The sequence below is a fragment of the Paenibacillus sp. Root52 genome (genome assembly GCF_001426865.1).
Lineage (GTDB): Bacteria > Bacillota > Bacilli > Paenibacillales > Paenibacillaceae > Paenibacillus.
The window spans coordinates 103,818-120,234 of the sequence record NZ_LMFO01000007.1; the positions used below are offsets into that span (position 1 = coordinate 103,818).

General features: G+C 40.4%; 17 protein-coding genes. 13 read left to right on the forward strand and 4 right to left on the reverse strand.

Going from position 1 to position 16,417, the window contains the following annotated elements; all coding sequences use genetic code 11:
* Window positions 1–41: 41 nt before the first annotated feature.
* Window positions 42–944, reverse strand: a complete 903-nt coding sequence (locus tag ASD24_RS09685) for a hypothetical protein (protein WP_235540495.1) — start codon at window positions 942–944, stop codon at window positions 42–44.
* A gap of 547 nt (window positions 945–1,491) precedes the next feature.
* Between ASD24_RS09685 and ASD24_RS09690 the strand changes: the two genes are divergently transcribed.
* Window positions 1,492–2,190: a hypothetical protein gene (locus ASD24_RS09690; protein ID WP_056694922.1), complete on the forward strand. Its 699-nt coding sequence runs from the start codon at window positions 1,492–1,494 to the stop codon at window positions 2,188–2,190.
* Between the two features lie 88 nt (window positions 2,191–2,278).
* On the opposite strand, the gene ASD24_RS09695 is transcribed toward ASD24_RS09690, so the two are convergent.
* The 3 genes from ASD24_RS09695 to ASD24_RS09705 are packed head-to-tail and all read right to left on the reverse strand — an operon-like array spanning window position 2,279 to window position 6,205.
* Window positions 2,279–4,594 carry a DNA topoisomerase gene (locus ASD24_RS09695; RefSeq protein ID WP_056694925.1) on the reverse strand — a complete coding sequence of 772 codons (2,316 nt, stop codon included), beginning with the start codon at window positions 4,592–4,594 and terminating at the stop codon, window positions 2,279–2,281.
* 19 nt (window positions 4,595–4,613) lie between these two features.
* On the reverse strand, window positions 4,614–5,759 hold the full coding sequence (locus ASD24_RS09700; RefSeq protein ID WP_056694927.1) for a hypothetical protein: 1,146 nt from the start codon (window positions 5,757–5,759) through the stop codon (window positions 4,614–4,616).
* Window positions 5,759–6,205, reverse strand: coding sequence for a hypothetical protein (locus tag ASD24_RS09705; RefSeq protein WP_056694929.1), 447 nt, complete (start codon window positions 6,203–6,205; stop codon window positions 5,759–5,761). Before ASD24_RS09705 ends, ASD24_RS09700 begins: the two co-directional genes overlap by 1 nt.
* A 295-nt stretch (window positions 6,206–6,500) precedes the next feature.
* Here ASD24_RS09705 and ASD24_RS09710 point away from each other — a divergent pair, with 295 nt between their 5' ends.
* The 12 genes from ASD24_RS09710 to ASD24_RS09760 all read left to right on the forward strand — a co-directional run bounded on the left by ASD24_RS09710 (window position 6,501) and on the right by ASD24_RS09760 (window position 16,416).
* Window positions 6,501–6,686, forward strand: a complete 186-nt coding sequence (locus ASD24_RS09710; protein ID WP_056694930.1) for a hypothetical protein — start codon at window positions 6,501–6,503, stop codon at window positions 6,684–6,686.
* A gap of 168 nt (window positions 6,687–6,854) precedes the next feature.
* A complete protein-coding gene (locus ASD24_RS09715; RefSeq protein WP_056694932.1) occupies window positions 6,855–7,226 on the forward strand; it encodes a hypothetical protein in 372 nt (123 codons plus the stop codon).
* Between the two features lie 247 nt (window positions 7,227–7,473).
* Window positions 7,474–7,740: a hypothetical protein gene (locus ASD24_RS09720; protein ID WP_056694934.1), complete on the forward strand. Its 267-nt coding sequence runs from the start codon at window positions 7,474–7,476 to the stop codon at window positions 7,738–7,740.
* A 200-nt stretch (window positions 7,741–7,940) separates the two neighbouring features.
* Complete coding sequence (locus tag ASD24_RS30230; protein ID WP_156395406.1) at window positions 7,941–8,114, forward strand: hypothetical protein; 174 nt, start codon at window positions 7,941–7,943, stop codon at window positions 8,112–8,114.
* A gap of 323 nt (window positions 8,115–8,437) precedes the next feature.
* A complete protein-coding gene (locus tag ASD24_RS09730) occupies window positions 8,438–8,878 on the forward strand; it encodes a hypothetical protein (RefSeq protein ID WP_056694939.1) in 441 nt (146 codons plus the stop codon).
* 149 nt (window positions 8,879–9,027) lie between these two features.
* Window positions 9,028–9,204 (forward strand): hypothetical protein, encoded by a 177-nt coding sequence (locus ASD24_RS30235; protein ID WP_156395407.1) that lies wholly within the window; start codon window positions 9,028–9,030, stop codon window positions 9,202–9,204.
* 21 nt (window positions 9,205–9,225) lie between these two features.
* Window positions 9,226–9,594 (forward strand): hypothetical protein, encoded by a 369-nt coding sequence (locus ASD24_RS09735; protein ID WP_056694941.1) that lies wholly within the window; start codon window positions 9,226–9,228, stop codon window positions 9,592–9,594.
* A 372-nt stretch (window positions 9,595–9,966) separates the two neighbouring features.
* Entirely contained in the window at window positions 9,967–10,890 is a 924-nt protein-coding gene (locus ASD24_RS09740; RefSeq protein ID WP_056694942.1) for an SAF domain-containing protein, read from the forward strand.
* 15 nt (window positions 10,891–10,905) lie between these two features.
* Window positions 10,906–11,574, forward strand: coding sequence for a hypothetical protein (locus ASD24_RS09745; protein WP_056694944.1), 669 nt, complete (start codon window positions 10,906–10,908; stop codon window positions 11,572–11,574).
* Between the two features lie 2 nt (window positions 11,575–11,576).
* Window positions 11,577–12,440, forward strand: coding sequence for a hypothetical protein (locus tag ASD24_RS09750; RefSeq protein ID WP_056694946.1), 864 nt, complete (start codon window positions 11,577–11,579; stop codon window positions 12,438–12,440).
* Window positions 12,440–14,332 (forward strand): Flp pilus assembly complex ATPase component TadA, encoded by a 1,893-nt coding sequence (locus ASD24_RS09755; RefSeq protein ID WP_056694947.1) that lies wholly within the window; start codon window positions 12,440–12,442, stop codon window positions 14,330–14,332. Before ASD24_RS09750 ends, ASD24_RS09755 begins: the two co-directional genes overlap by 1 nt.
* Window positions 14,329–16,416: a hypothetical protein gene (locus ASD24_RS09760; protein ID WP_056694949.1), complete on the forward strand. Its 2,088-nt coding sequence runs from the start codon at window positions 14,329–14,331 to the stop codon at window positions 16,414–16,416. The genes ASD24_RS09755 and ASD24_RS09760 overlap by 4 nt, the downstream gene beginning before the upstream one ends.
* Window position 16,417 lies beyond the last annotated feature (1 nt).

Genomic DNA, 16,417 nt, shown 5'->3' on the forward strand with positions numbered 1-16,417 from the left:
GAGCACTTTCCCCTTCCATGCGCTATTTCATTGCCCACTCACTAATGGGCAGCCTTGATAATAGAACCGAAATATCGTTCTAATTCTTCATAGCTGAGTGTTTTTGCAAGCCTAAACATCAGCCCATCATTCTCAACATCTCCGATTAACAGGTTTTCAAATTCCGACAAAGCCGCTTCACTCGGTGCGCGAACAATTAAATATTGATGCAATGATGTCAAACCTTGTTGGTCATTGATCGCATATTTCAAGATGTCATGCTGTTCATCTAATAGTGCAATTAGGCCCTTAGATTGAATATTTAAATTGGATTTGGTTTCAGCCACTGCTTGCAATTGTTCATCTACCACATGTCCTTCCATCACTGTGTCGTATATGACTTCAACACCCACCGGTAGCTTTCGATAAAAACCATCCACTTTATCGAGAACTCTATGTTGATCTTGTTCAAACATCAACGCAGAGGCTGAACCTACAACATGATAGGCATGGCCAATTTGCCCATCTAAATAATGAATCATTCCATCCTCAGGATCTACATCCCTGATGTTGAGCAGCTCTTGAACCCGATATACGGAATCATTCATCCTCACTGGTACGTATCGTCCACTTTTAGGCAAGTAATTTAGCATTGAAAGTGTTAATTCAAGTCCCATCCGGTTCGTCTTGTCCGACTTAATCAGCAACATAGACAATATCCCCCAGGCCATTGAAAATCCAATGATTAGTGGAATACCACCTTTACCGATGAATGTTTGAAAAACCAGATAAAACCACGCAAATCCAAAAAATAAGACCGATACAATAATCTTGGCGGATACTGGCTTATTGATACCCACTCCATTCTTCGATTGCAGATTGAACTCCATTTCGAAGTAAGTTTCATCTAATGTCGTAGGGATTTTAAATCTCTTTTTCGCCACAGCAGCCCCCCCTTTTTTCATGAAATTTTCAAGGATAGACCAAAGGCAAAATTCAATTACAAACTTTGATCATATCAAATATTATATCATAGCAAAAACATTGAGTCATCAATATTATGGTTACCTTTTGTTAAACAAATTCACAAATTTTAATCATCATATTTACTTGAATTTTCAATGTGAACTCTCAACAAAATGGATCACTCGAAACGGTAAAATAACGCTAATTTAATTGTGATACATCCTCTCCCTTATCCCTCATGAATTTTCAATAGATCATGCGCCTTAAATCAAGAATGATCTTACAAAATACAAGGTTACGGTAATGCAAATCCACACGACATTCCATCAGCATCAATATTCATTAAGATACATACTTCTACAATATTAATCTTAAAATATTTAAAATCTCATTATATTATCCTGTATGTACAGAGGTTTTTATATTTTTTATAGTTCATTAATACTATTTTCGTGATATAATCAACAACCAGAATAGCTATTAGATTCAAACTTATTAAGTAACACCACGTCAAAAAGCTATACAATCTCTAGGAGGAATCACAACATGAACGGAACACAAATCGCTTCCGGTGTACCTACCTGGTTGCAAATGTGTTTCGAGCAAACCCCCAAGCCAGATCTAGTTACATCTTCGTTTTTAAGCCAATGGGGGTCATCCCTGCTCGATACAAAAATGGAACACCGCCAGTATATTGATCCTATATTCCGAAGAGGACGATCTCCAACCAAGCTTTCTTTTGAAGAGATAGCTGCAACACTGATGCATGTATTTTGTATTAAACGAATGCCTCTCCCCGCAGAAAAGGACGCTTTAGGGATCCAAATCGAAGGGCATGACGGTATCTGGAATAACACATCACAGCGGATCGGTGAATATTTGACTGACAAAGAATTTATAAATAACATGATTCTCTTAATTACACCAACACATAGAATACTAGATACACCAAATGTCACCCGTCATATTCGACTTTCAGCACCAGAAATAAACCTCCCAATCCCGGCGAGAAACAAACAGAACGATAATATCATTTCCGACTTTTGGAATAGCTTCGAACAGTCATACAATTGGGACATGATCCCACTAGAACTGCTATATCGTACATATCATAGGTGGTTTGTCTTGTACCAAAAGACAATAGAAGATGAATCTCCAAGCAGTCCCCTTATTTTTAAAGAGCAACTTTGCTTACTTGCATCTGAGCGATGGATGATTCACGGAAAACGAATGAAAAAAATATAGAAATACATTAAAAACGACCTACCCGATTACTCGAGTAGGTCGTTTCTTTACTAGCTTCCATTACGAGAGGTACCATTACCGTGTAGCACTATGATCGCGATTTCCTTGTACTTTTCGGTTTAGCATAGTTTGCTCGCTCCTCGAAATGAGGCTTGATCTTCCAAGAGCTAGTCCCTTTATACTTTTCAACTTCAAACGTAATTTCAACTTCATACGTTTTTTTTGATTTACTAATTGCTTTTATTTTAATTTTCTCACCAGCGCGGAGCCGCACTTGTTCCTCTGACGTAAACTTATGTCCCGACCATTCCGTTGGAAACGGAGCCGTTTTCGCTGTATATGCATCGGCATCTAGACGCTTAAACCCCCAAAAAGTATGTCCCTTAAACTTACTTTTATCAAGCTTTCCTTCGTTCCGGAAAGGAACTCCCGAAGTGGGATTCTTACCTTCGATCGTAATCACTTCGCCCTGCAATAATTTTTGCACTTCTTGATCCGAGAACACATACCCGTTCCATTCTTTATTAAAACTTATTTTTTCTCCGGTCGGGACATACAGTCCATCCACTTTTTCTTTTTCAACGATAGGTTCAGGCTCCCCAACTTTGCTGTGAAGCTTCTGGGCATTCCGATAAAATACTTCTTTGTCGTGCTTAATTAACTGTGTTGCTGTATGTAGCACAGTCTCTGGCGTTACCTTAAACTGGCCAGCATCCTTCATCGCCTTGAACAATTTTTCCGTTACCGCCGGATCCCCGATCAAAGAGCCTTCTAACATCACGGCTGCAATCTCTCCAATGGTAGTCAGGTTAAGTTTACCTCTTGAATCGGTAAGAAGAGCTGTCTTCCCTGTAGTTACTTCAGACAATGTACTAACCCGCGTAGCACCCGTCCCTACTTCATAGCGACTCAATTGTTTTTCCAGCCACTTATGCGTTGGATGCGGGGGCTTTTTATTCACGCCCTCAAACACAAACTGATTTGCAGACCGGCCTAACCCTGAACTAACTGGATCATTTCCCTTATCGTCATCCGCAGTTTCTTTGTCAGCATCAAAAATCGCTTTAAATCCAAGAGAAATCGGTACATTAATTATTGTAGTAAACTCAGGATATCTTTCGATGTGACCCTTTATCGAATTGTAGACGTAATTCTCACCAAACATGGCTAGAAAGTTCTTGGCTAACGTTTCATAAATGGCCATAGCACTCGGCCCATAATCCTTGAGATCCTTTAAAGCTGAAGGTACCTTTAACCCAGGACGGTTAGCTCCGTGAGCTCCACCATCTTTGACATGCGTTTTCCTCATGCTGCGATACGTCAAATGCTTCATATCTGCCCCTACAACCGCTGCAATTTTAGGAACAAGTGGTAGCATTTCTTTAAATTGTTCAACAGATATAAACTTATCTTCTGTTCTTGGATAACTAACAATTTTAGCTTCGTACATCTTTTGATATGTCGCTAGGACTTCCTTAGGTTTAAACCCTTGAGCACCCAAAATGGATGCTAGTCCCCCCAGGTCAAGCAGCTTACCTGGTGCCGTTTCTTTTTTGGTCACACTATCTTGTACGACTTTTGAAGGACCATATTTTCTGGCATCCGCTTCGGCCTCACCCTTGCTTGCAAAACGGAAACGATCACGATCTTCGTCAAATACGCGCGAATAGACATTATCCTTATCATCTTTATATTTCACTTCATAAAACGGCTTTTTCTTGTAAGCTTTCACCAGGTTGATCTGATCGGCAACAAGCTTCGTCATTACAGATTTTAAACGACCTTGACGAACAACAACTCGGTATCCGTGGATCCGTGCTGCATCCGTAGATAGACGCGTAAGCTGTAAACTCAGATAATCCCACCGGCTCCTTAAATTCGCTTTTACATATTCACCGTCCTTATCATAGGAAGGCAAATCCTGTATATTCGTGAATCCTTTTTGGAGCTCTTTCTCGGATTCATCGATGAAATACAATCGCTTTACCGGCCCCTTCCAACCAATCGCTTGAATCACTTCCCATCCGATAAGCTGCCCTTCACCTGAAGGATCTTTATCGGTTGCGATAACGATCGCACTAACTCCTTTTGCGGCTGCTGCCACGTCAGCTATCGCTTTAGCTTTAGACGACTTTTTACCTACCGCATTCGTTGTGACCTGAGCTTGCTTTTTCCATGTTAATTCCTTTGGATCCCACGGCATAGCATTTCCAGTCCAAAGCTTAAATCGTTCTTTTGCCTCATCTCCACGAACCATTTCGTGAGGTTCAACGAATTCAAGCATGTGGCCATACAGCGTTTGTACTTTATAGGGCTTACCATTAAACGTTCCTGTCATCCCGCCCAGTGCTTTTGCAAAGTTATTAGCCGCACTTGGCTTTTCAGCAAGCAACAAATAGGTCATTCGTTATTTCATCCCTTCATCATCGATTTCTGTTCTGAAACTGCCGCATACGCTCTTCTCTCATTAACGTTTTGTTTCGTTCTTGCTCCGCTTCCATGTGGTTTGTTACCGAACTCGTTGTCTGATTGATAACTTCTCGATTTTGTTCTAATACCCGAATAAATTCACCCATATCTCGGGGGATCCCACCCTTCAGCAATCCCATTCGATCGAGCAACATAATCGTTTGAATCATATTGTTGTGATCGGAATTCTTTTTCATCATCTGGTCTTGCTCCGTCAATTTACTCAGTACTCGATCAACATTCGTGCTTAGCATCTGCAGACGCTCCATCGCTTCAACATCCAGTCCATTATGTCTGTTACCTACAGTAGACCGTTGTGGTTCTGACGATTGAGCAACAGCCAGCAGCGCATAAATATCAAGTTCATCGCTACTTGGGTTCATACTTTTAGGTTTAAAATCCGGGTAAAATCCCGTGGGATACTGTAGCGCAAACCATTGTCTTGCGTACTGCACATGCGTACCTTCTTCGTCACGAAGAGAATCAAATAGAAAATAGCGAATTAACGACGTTTTCGTAGTAAACACCTTATTCGTTGCTTCAATTCGATATGTACCCCAAGGAAAATCAATTACAGCCCCTAAATGTCTTTTTTTGAGTCGTTCTTGAATAACAGATACCATCGGTTCAGGTAGTCCAGACACTTGTACTCTTTTGATATTCGGATGAAGAACTACAGGTCGATCCCCACCCACATGTTCAAAGACTCCAGGCAACGTTATAAACTTCTTCCAATTAATCATCTGACTGTATACTTTTTCAGTTAAGCCTTCCGATCCACCCAAATTCTCTTCGTACGATTGCTTCACTTCTAATCCAGAATCATCAGCATATGACGTAGTTGTTATCGGTTCCGTTGCTACGGGTTCTTTCAAGACCACAGAAGGAATCACAGGCTCACGCAGAGGAGACTGGGCAGGTGACTCACTATTGTCAGGAACCGATGGTTCACCCCCATTTCCTTGAGGAAGGTGTATTGGTGCTTCATTAACCGGCTCTTTTAATTGCGTTGGTTCCTCCCTTATTTCGGGACTAGGTGTATTAGCCGAACCACGCATTGATGCCAGCTCACGGTTTAAATCAAATCCAAAACCTGTCATCAGTATCGATACCTCTCTTCCTCAGACAGATCTCCATCTTCCGTTTCAAGGAGATAATTTTCGCCACGCATAATCCCCATCATTGAATCAAAACCATTTGTCACAGTATTGGCTAGTCTCTCGTTACTCGACACCATATTGTTCATTGCATCTATTAGTTGATTAAGCCGCTGCATCTCCGCAGTCGGTAAATCGAAATCTTGATTTCTCCAGGCTACATAGTGCCGAACCGATCTCATCATCAGTTCGGTTTTATTCATATCAAAAACTTCAGCCCAATATTTAATAAAGCCCTTATCTTCCTTTAGAAGACGAAGGCTTTCTCTTTCCTCCTTTGTCTTCTTTGAATCTGTTTTTTCTCTAGCACTTTTTTCTTTAGCACTTTGAACAGCATCCATGTTCTCCTTTTCTACTCCCATTTCAGTCGATAGCTCTTTATCACTCATACAATCACCTCTCGTTGTAAAACATCATTTTTGCATAAAGAAAAATTCGATGTGTGTACAAGTATATAACGTAAAACGCTATACATACAAGGATTCTTAAACTTTTTGTCATACATATTCATGTGTTTTGTACGTCATAATTTTAATTTTCTACATCATATATCAAGAGCACCAATCGAATTGCAAATTCATATAAACAAGCGGTTTGTCACCGCCGGTAAAACGAGTGAAATATGAAACGCAAAATAATCGTAGCGGCAGCAGTCCAAATATTACAACTGGGGAGTGGTTTAGAATGGAGAATAAGACAATTGAAGTACGCAGTAGCATTAATGACAATGTGGTTATACGGTTTGAACACGTTGAAGACAGCTCTATTAACATCTTTACAGCAGGGTACCAGAAAATCTGCAAGCTCCTGAAAATTAACCGTGTACAAGCAGAAGAGCGATTTTACGTAACGGAAGCCGACAACAAATAAAAAAAGAACGAGTCATTCGAATTTGCGAATGATTCGTTTCTTTTTTTGGAGGGTCTCTTCCTTGGTGCATCAATTTTAGTTATGATGAAACACAACAATGTTGTATTTTAAATTATCATTTGGTTTCATAATGATCAGAAATTACACAGATCTCAAAGGAGATAAAACATGAAAGCAACCGTTTTTGAACGAACAATGCATGATCTTGTCAGTGAAATAGATAGCAATTACACCTATCTATTGAATCACTTTTTTTCAAACATGGCATCCAAATCTGTGGATGTTACCATCCATAATCAAGGAATGACTATCGTAATTCCAGATATCTGGGATATTAGTGCGATGGAGAGCGATACCCCGTATCTTTACTTTATACCCTCTCACTTTGTTTCCTATGGATCGATCACAAACACCAACATCGCTGACATGGTTCAACTATCGCTTTTACCCCAGGATCGAGTCACGTTTACTTTAATCAAAAGAGAAGAATTACAGCGGGACGAGCTGCAGATAAGCATCGATCGATCAAGTTCCCACTAAACTTATGTAATAACTGAATGCACGTTCGAAGAAGCCATACCACTTAAAACCGGTATGGCTTTTTTACGTGATTACAAACGCGATCTCTATAGATCGCCAATAAAGCATATGAGGAACAATTGCATTCTAAGGCAATTAATTCTCATCAACATAACTTTAATAGATACGACCATCTGAAGGTTATAAGAAATACCCTTAAAGAATCGTAGATCAAAGCTACCAAAACTAAAGGACGGAAAACCTAACAATGAAAAGTAATGAAATGAAATTGACACGATATGATGAAGAAAAAATCGCCTCTGAATACGATGGTGGTGAACACCCATTTTTTACACAAGATCTTGAACCTTTGAATACAACGGATGCGATTAATTGGTTAGAAGAAGGCGCAATGAATGCCATTGTTAGCGAGATTCATGGTGGAATAATTGGTTATTTTCATCGAGATTATGCAGATCAAATTACCACTATACTTAATCTCCACGCAATAGATAGGAAACTAAATACCCAATAATAAGCGATCCCGTTCTACAAAAAACCTAAAATTCGTTCGAATTTAAATGGCCATATCGACATATTCGGTATGACTTTTTTTATTCGAACATACTCCCCTTTAACCCCTAAAAGGCCAAAGCGCGATCCATCGATCGCCAAATAAATGGTTGAAGTAAGAATGAAAATTAACCAATGCATCTATTTTAGGAGGAAACCCGTATGAACGACTTTCAATCTAAAGAAATGTTAGTAGACCAATTATCCAGTTGGTGGACGAAGAACGGATGGCGCTTAGACACACTTAGATCAAAAAGTCTAAATGAACTTCTGGGCATACGTAACAGAGCTCGCAATCAGAGCTATAACGTATCTAGCCACCGTCGACGTGCGTAACACCATGTGTTTTATAAGATCATCCAAACCTTTTAAACTACGCGACACATCCATGTCGCCAATTAAACGGATGAGAGGTAGCCAGGTTAAAACAGTTGTTTGTGGGTTAAAGCGGGGAGCAGCCACGGGTTCGAACCCCGTTGCGTCGGTAAGTGCAGATCGAACCCTTAAAGCCTGAGAACCTTTAAGATTCGAACCCATCCTGTCTCTCAACAGAATGGAAGCATGTTGACCCGACGTATCGCTTAGCGGAGAAAGCAGCTCTCGTCTTTAGCTCACAAACGAAAAATAAAACCATTTATATATAAAGGGAGCGATTTATCATGGCAAAAGCAAAAAAATATCAAGATCTCACACCGGCAGGACAAAAAAGAAGACTGGCAAAGTATGCGAAAGAGCACGCAGCTAATGGAACGCAAGAAACAACAGCTCGTATTGTTCGTGAAGCAGTGATCAAAGAGATTCAAGGCGGGAACAAACAAGCCATTTTCCGTTTTGCAATCCATGAAAAAGACACAGGCGAGACCCATTTCAAAACTATGAAAGCTTTTATTGCTAAAGGCAGTGAGGCACTAGAATCATTTTACGCGAGTCTTACACCTAAACATCTACTTTCCGTAACATTTAAAGAATCCAACGGACACTTAAACGTTTGGAGAGTTATGGATCGCACTGAAGCTTATAAAGCAAATAAAGCCGCTAAAGCAAACAGTACTCCAGGTACTAAAGAAGAACCGCAAGAGGAAGCCCCTCTCGAAGTATAAGCAAACACAAGCCACAGGAGCATATCCTGTGGCTTTTTTTATTTTCAAAACAATCTGTAAATGCCTCTAAAGCCTATAGCGATAGTCTATGACATTCGCCAATCAACTTATTGAATAATTAAATAATCTTCACCTAAGGGGGTACACATATGATTACAGTAACTTGCATCGACAATCGAGAAGCCGGGGACTTATTAACGGAAGGCAAGGAGTATCAAGCCATTTCCTCAGATGGTGAAAACATCACCATTAAAAACAACAACAACGGCAACGAGTTGCCTACTCTCACTTGCCGTTTTGAATTATACGTATCTTCAGAAAGATAAATTAATGGAAGGATGTTATATATGAACAGCAAGCTACTCTCTTTGTCACTTGTAACCATGAACTATCTAGCACTCAACGCGATTAATCAGAATATTCTTTCATCTAAAACCTTAGCTATCGATCAGCCCTACACCGCGCTTGTCATTGATAATATCGATCATTGGATCGAAGAAGTCGATAACAACGTTGCTGAAGAACAAGAGATCATCACGGTACTCCGACTAGATATTGAAAGTGAGTTACTACAAGGGAATTACCTCCAACATGGTATAGATGTATTCAAAGAGCATGTTGAAGCCTATTTCCATAATCGTTTGAACAGCACCTATGCAAAAATGCTTATTGAGATAGTTGATGAACTCAGTAAAGACCAAAGCCTCCCCTCATAACGGGGAGGCTTTTCTTTTTTTGTATACCCTAAATAGTGATTAAATCTAGGACCATAGTTTTACAACAAGTCCATTTTGCTCAAAAGACCTGCGCTTATTCGCAGGTTTTCTTTTTTGTTTAACAAATCACCTACCAAATTTTGACGAAAACCAACAACAAACATCAAAACAATATTTACTAAATTGTTTAATTGATATAGACTAATAAAAGTTCTATATCATTGTGTGTAGAGAGGAGTTAAGATAATTTCTTACAAAAATCAAAGATAAATTGTAGTAGCTTTTTTTATTTATCGGTCTTATGTTTATCGACCTATGACTTATGAATCAGATGATCGTGAAAATAAAGGACACGATCGAAGGGAGATCAAAATGGCGAAAATTCGCTTACGCAAAAACAAGCAGCTCATCCCTGCATTAATTGGAGCAGCTATTGTGTTTGTCCCCTTCGCGGGAATTGGCGGGTTCTATGTTCATAACTTGAATCAAAAACATGAACAAGAAATTGCTCAATATGAAGCACAGGTTGCTCAACTTTCCAGCAGTCAAACGCTTGTATACGGATTGACCACAAACATCAAACCAGGTCAAAAAATCCGAACTGAGGATCTAGAATACATGTCGATCGAGGCAGGCAAAGTACCTGTAGATGCGATTGTAGATGAAAGTGCGATCGGTAAATATACCAAGATTGGTCTAACAGCGGGTACACCCCTCACTGAAGGTATGTTTTATGAGAACGGGGTAACTCCTCAAGACTTACGGAACCAAGAGTTTAGGTTGATAGAATTGCCTACTAAACTTGAAAAGAACGATTATGTAGACGTCCGGGTCAAGTTCCCAACCGGTGAAGATTTTATCGTTTTATCCAAAAAACAAGTTGAGGATCTGGCCAACGGAACCGTTTGGCACACCATGACTGAAGAAGAAATCCTAAGAATGTCTTCAGCTATCGTTGACGCCTGGCTCAATGATGCATCCATCTACTCACTGAGCTATGTTGAACCAGGTATTCAACAAGCAGCCAAGGTTACATATCCAGCAAACCAAGCTGTTCTCGATCTGATTCAAAGCGATCCAAACATCGTGCAAAAAGCTACAACAGAACTCGAACGCAGGCTCCGGCAGAAACTAGAACAAAACTTGAATTTGTTGACGCCTGAACAAATCCAGAAGTATCTCAGTAACAAGCAAAATGCATCTACGATTAATCCGGATACGCAAACTAATCCACTCACCGAGGATCAAACGGCTGATCAACAGTTCGTAGATGATGGCAGCAACACAAATAATTAGCAAGATGGTGATACGATGAAAAAGGCGTATTTTATCGGTGATTATGAGAAAAGCGACTTGCTATTCTATTTAGCAAAAGTTCTATCCATAACCCGCCGAGTTCTTCTCGTAGACGCTACGAAGAGACAACATTATCATTACTTAACTCCCCGGATCGAGGACGAGCCGGGCATTGTCACGTATGACGGATTTGATGTCTTTACCGGCTCCGAAGATGAATTGAATAAGCAACGGATTGGTGCCTATGATCATGTGCTATACGACATCGACGATGCTGATCGATTGCCTGTTTACAGGTCAACGTATCGTTTTTTCTTTGTCACTAGCATGGATATAACATCGATTATGCGTGGTGAATTCTTGATTCAGCAATTTACAAAGGGTATTTCATCTAATACTCTCCCCTTCTATAAGTTACTTATTGAGGATGCAAGAACACCTGGTGAAGCATATATCGACGAACTATTATCTACTCATCCAATCATCTGGGAAGAGACTCTTAGTTACATGCCCGAAGATCGTGACAGAACACAAAAAATCAACAACCAGTACACCAGCAAGCTTCACATGAAGCAGCTATCATCTGATATGCGACACCTTATTACTAAGATGGTTCAAGTGGTAGATGGTACTGATGCCAAGAGTGCTGCTCAACACTATAAGCAAGCGGAGAGGAGGAAATAACATTGGGACAAATCGCGTTTTGGAGTCCTTATCGAGGGAGCGGTCAAACTAGCAGTATGGCAGCTATAGCAGCCTCACTGGGAAGCGAATATCACATTCGGTGTTTAATCGCTCAGACCGAGAATCGTGAATCATCATTGGAACATGCCTTCTCCCGTTCCCTCAACAACTTCAGTCGGACGCTCAGTCAAGTGACTGGGAGTCGAAGTATATCTGGAACAGGAATTGACGCTGTGCTACGAATCGCAAGGAGCGGAAAGCTTGAAGGCGGTGCTGTCAAAAACAATGCACAGATCATTGAAAAAGAAAGACTGGATCTGCTTAGCAGTTCAGATCAAAAAGACGCTACATTACTTGAATCTGCATCAGACCTCATCCGATCCGTTTTCGAACAAGCAAGAAAATATTACAACATCGTTATGCTTGACCTCCCTGCTGGTGACGATAGCGAGCTTACGAGAAAGCTAATTGCTGCTTCAGACGTCGTTGTGGTTTGCTTACCACAGTCGCAGAGATCACTAGACGCTTACTTCAATAAAGAAATTTGGCCAAGCGCATTGCGTGGGAAAAATACTGTGCTTCTATTCACGCAGCACGATTCAAGCTCTAAGTACAAGGCAGTCAACATTACACGTAAATATAAAAGTCCTAAAGGCTTAGTCATCCCTTATAACACGACATTTAAAGATGCAATGAACGACGGAGACACCAAAGGCTTTTATAAAGGGAATAAAGCAGTTGATCGTCGGCACCCTAACTACGACTTCATTTTTGAGGTTCAACGGGCAGCAAAACTCCTTCTTGATGAAATAGGCATTGATTCAAAAATAAAACGAATCGATGGTGAAGAAAGAGGGGCTTCCTGATGCCGTGGATGAATCTGCTCATTATTAGTCTCATTACCGTAGTAATTGCGGTGGGTCTGTTCTTGTACTTACGAAGAAATCCGTATACGGGAAATGTCGCTCAAGATGCCGATGCCGATCACTTAAATATGGAATCGATAACGGAATTCGCTACGGAAGTAACCAACGATCACGTTAACACTAACTTATTAGATCTTGGTCTTTCTTTAGAAGAATATGAACGACGTAAAGCAGACCTTGCCATTCTTAAAACATCGTTAAATAACTGCAACTCAGGTAGCCTCGAAGATAAGTTATATGTAAAAGAGTTCCTGCACGATATCTTATCTCGGAACTATGGCATCACTGAAAAAAACATTAATCAGGTTCTGCCATTTGACGATGAAGAACTACTTGGTGATCAAGATAAATTTGAAATATTGCTCTACCTTTATAAACAAAAACACGGTTTCGATGGACTCAGTAAGTTGATAGAGACATATGATCTTGCGCGACTCAAACGAGTCATTGAAAAGGGTGACACTCCCTCCTACATCATTACCGGTGAGGAGATTAGGGACATCTATCACAAGGAGAATCCTCAACTTTCGTTTGAGGACAAATTTCACATCATCGTTCAACGTGTTTATCAAAAATACAAAGGTTTTGGTGCCATCGATGAAATTCGAGATCAAACCATAGACGGCGTATCTGGTGGTGTATCGGGAATACCAGTAAATATGAACACCGTTGAACATGAGATTGAAATGATGAACGGTATGCATGAAAGACTTCCATTAGGCTATGAGAGCATTTGGATTTTCTATCGAGGTAAGTCAGTTCATCTCTCTTTTCTGAGTTTTGGTTCAGAACTTGAACTTCGACGCGTATGTCAAAATGTTTACAAACACGGTAATCCAGGACAACTTTCAGAAGCAAAAGCATTCATTGTTAACGATATGCATGACGGATCTCGCGTTGTTGTTGTCCGTCCTCCCTTTGCTGAAAGTTGGGCTTTCTTTATCCGGAAGTTTGACTTACCAAATCTCGTTATCGAGCGCCTCTTAGCTGCAAACCGCGTGAAAAATGCAGACATGGTCATCCAATATCTCGATTTCTTAATGAAAGGTGAACAGGTTACTGCAGTAACAGGTGAACAGGGTTCAGGTAAAACGACTCTGATGATGGCACTTGTCAAATCAATCTATGGAATGTTTCCACTCCGGATTCAAGAACTGGCATTCGAGCTGCATCTCCGGCGACTGTACCCTAATCGGAATATACTCTCTTTCCGAGAAACGGATAAAATCTCTGGCCAAGAAGGTATGGATCTCTCGAAGAAAACCGATGGTTCTGTAAGTATTGCCGGCGAGGTTGCAACCGATGCTGTTGCTGCTTGGATTATTCAAATGGCTCAAGTCGCAAGTAGATTCACCATATTCAGTCATCACGCTAAAACGATGAGAGATTTAGTTGAGTCCCTACGGAACTCACTCCTTAAAACTGGAACATTTAGTGATGAACGAAGTGCTGAAGAACAAGTTGCGAAAGTAATCAATTTTGATGTCCATCTGGAAAAAGAACAGAATGGTACACGTTATATTGAACGCATCACAGAATGTGTTCTAATCAACCAAGATAATAGCCAGTTCGCTCAAATCGCAAAAGATCTGAGTGAAAATAAGATTGATCATCAAAAAGCGACTGCACTTGGCCAACTGCACTACTATCAACAAATCACCAGCAAACCTTGGAAAGCAAATAACATCATTGAATATAAAAATGGTGGTTATGTTCCAGTCAATCGGCCGTCACCAACTAAAGTCAAAGCGATGGCTTCAAAAATGACGAAGGAAGACGCTTCAGCATTCCATGATTTCCTAGATCAGTACTGGGGGCCAGAAGCATCATGAAATTAACCACGATCCTTTGGCTATCTGTTGTGGGGTACCTTCTTATTTTCGGCATTATCATGCTCATCCTCTATCTTAACAAACGAAAAACAAGAGCTCGCATAGAACGGATGAATGCCGGGCAATGGATGGCACAAAAAAGACGAGGTTCACGTAAAGATCATCCAAAACTCGTCGAATTTTATCAAAAGTCATATGTCTACTCGTCCCGAATTCCTATTTTCGGGACACAAGTAAGGCGCATACGACAAAGAATAGCTGTAGTGAACCCCTATAATGAGTTCACACTTCGAAAAGAAACGATGCGAATCACTTACATCATCCTTCTTATTACGTTTTTCTTGATCTTAGCATTCTCTTTATTTGGGAAAAGCTTAGTTATGATCCTACTTGGTATCATTGGAACCATCGTTTTGAATGGCATGCTCATCGATGTCTTCGTACATAGAATCGAGCGTCAATTACAACGAGATTTCCGAATATTTCTCGAAGATACCCGTGCACAGTATCAATCAACTAAGAATATTGATGATTCTGTTTACCAAGCAGCTCAAATTGCAGTTCACGATATGAAACTACATGGAGAACGAATACATCGCGTACTCACTGCACGGAACCCCGAGCGAGCACTAAACGCTTACTATGAAGTTGCTCCAAACCGCTATTTAAAAGTTTTTACTGGTATTTCAAACATGATTCGAGAATTTGGAGACAAAACTACGAGCAAAGGTTCCTTATATCTCGGAGCGATCAGTAAATTTGTGCAGGACATTAACAATGACATTCTGCGGCAAGATCGTTTGAACTATTTGCTCAACAGTCTAACGGTCATCGCCCTAGCGCCTATTCTGCTCTCCTTTCCTGTTCAAACATGGGCAGAAACATATTTTCCAAAGATGAGCGAATTCTATAGCAGCCGAATTGGTTATATTATTCAGCTCTCCATGTTTACAGTTTCTCTTATCGCTTATCTACTGGTAAGAAAGCTAGCCGAAACGGAAGAATCTAAATTTATCCCAAAACCATCTCGTAAACGCTGGGAAAAAAAGATTTACGAAATGAAATTCATAAAACCGATCATCGACCGTTTCGTTCCTAGTCCACATACCAAAAAATATTTCTTAACGACACAACTCATTAAAGATTCTAATTCACCGCTATTGATCCAATGGCTGATGGTTCGAAGATTATTACTCAGTGTAAGCACAGTGATTTTAACCATAATTATTTTTGTTGCTCTGCATCTCAATACAACTCATCAAATTCTGAACGCGCCCACTTACAGTGACGACGGGCTCATGATCGGCCAGATCTCACCAGAAGAACAAGCATCAGCTGTTGCTAAAACAGAATTTGATAGACACGTCATGGAAAATTTGAAAGGAGGCGATGCAGCACTCAAAGAACGCATTAGACAAACCGTCGAAGAAACGGGCGAAACTACGAGCGCAGCAGAAATTAACCAAACTATAAGCCGTATCGTATCTAAAGTTGAACGACTGGATACTGAGTATTTCAAGTGGTACGAGCTTGTAATTGCGTTAGCCCTAGGGATACTTACTTATTATGCTCCAATCTGGATGATGCTGTTTCAACGAAAATTCCGTCGCATTGACATGCAAAATGAAGTCGAACAATTCCGGATGTTGATCTCTATTCTAAGTCAATTAGACCGGATAGACGTTCGAATGATTCTCCAATGGATGGAACGATTTAGCACGATCTTCAAACCAGCATTACAACGGTGTATGAATGATTATGATAGTGGAGCTATCTTCGCGATTCAAAGGCTCAAAGAAGACGCGCCTTACCCTGAATTCGTGCGTCTCGTTGAACGTCTAGAAAACAGCGTTGAGCGTATATCAATTCAAGAAGCATTTGAAGATCTAGAAATGGAACAAGAGTACTATCGTGAACAAAAGAAAGAAATTCTGAACCGCTTAATCGAGAGTAAAGCAAACTGGGGAAGAGATATCGGTTTCATTCCAATCTATTTCATGCTTGGGGGATACATCGTTGTTCCTTTCCTGTATACATCGTTCACGCAAATGAAAGGCCTACTGGTTACACTCATGGGTCTCTAGT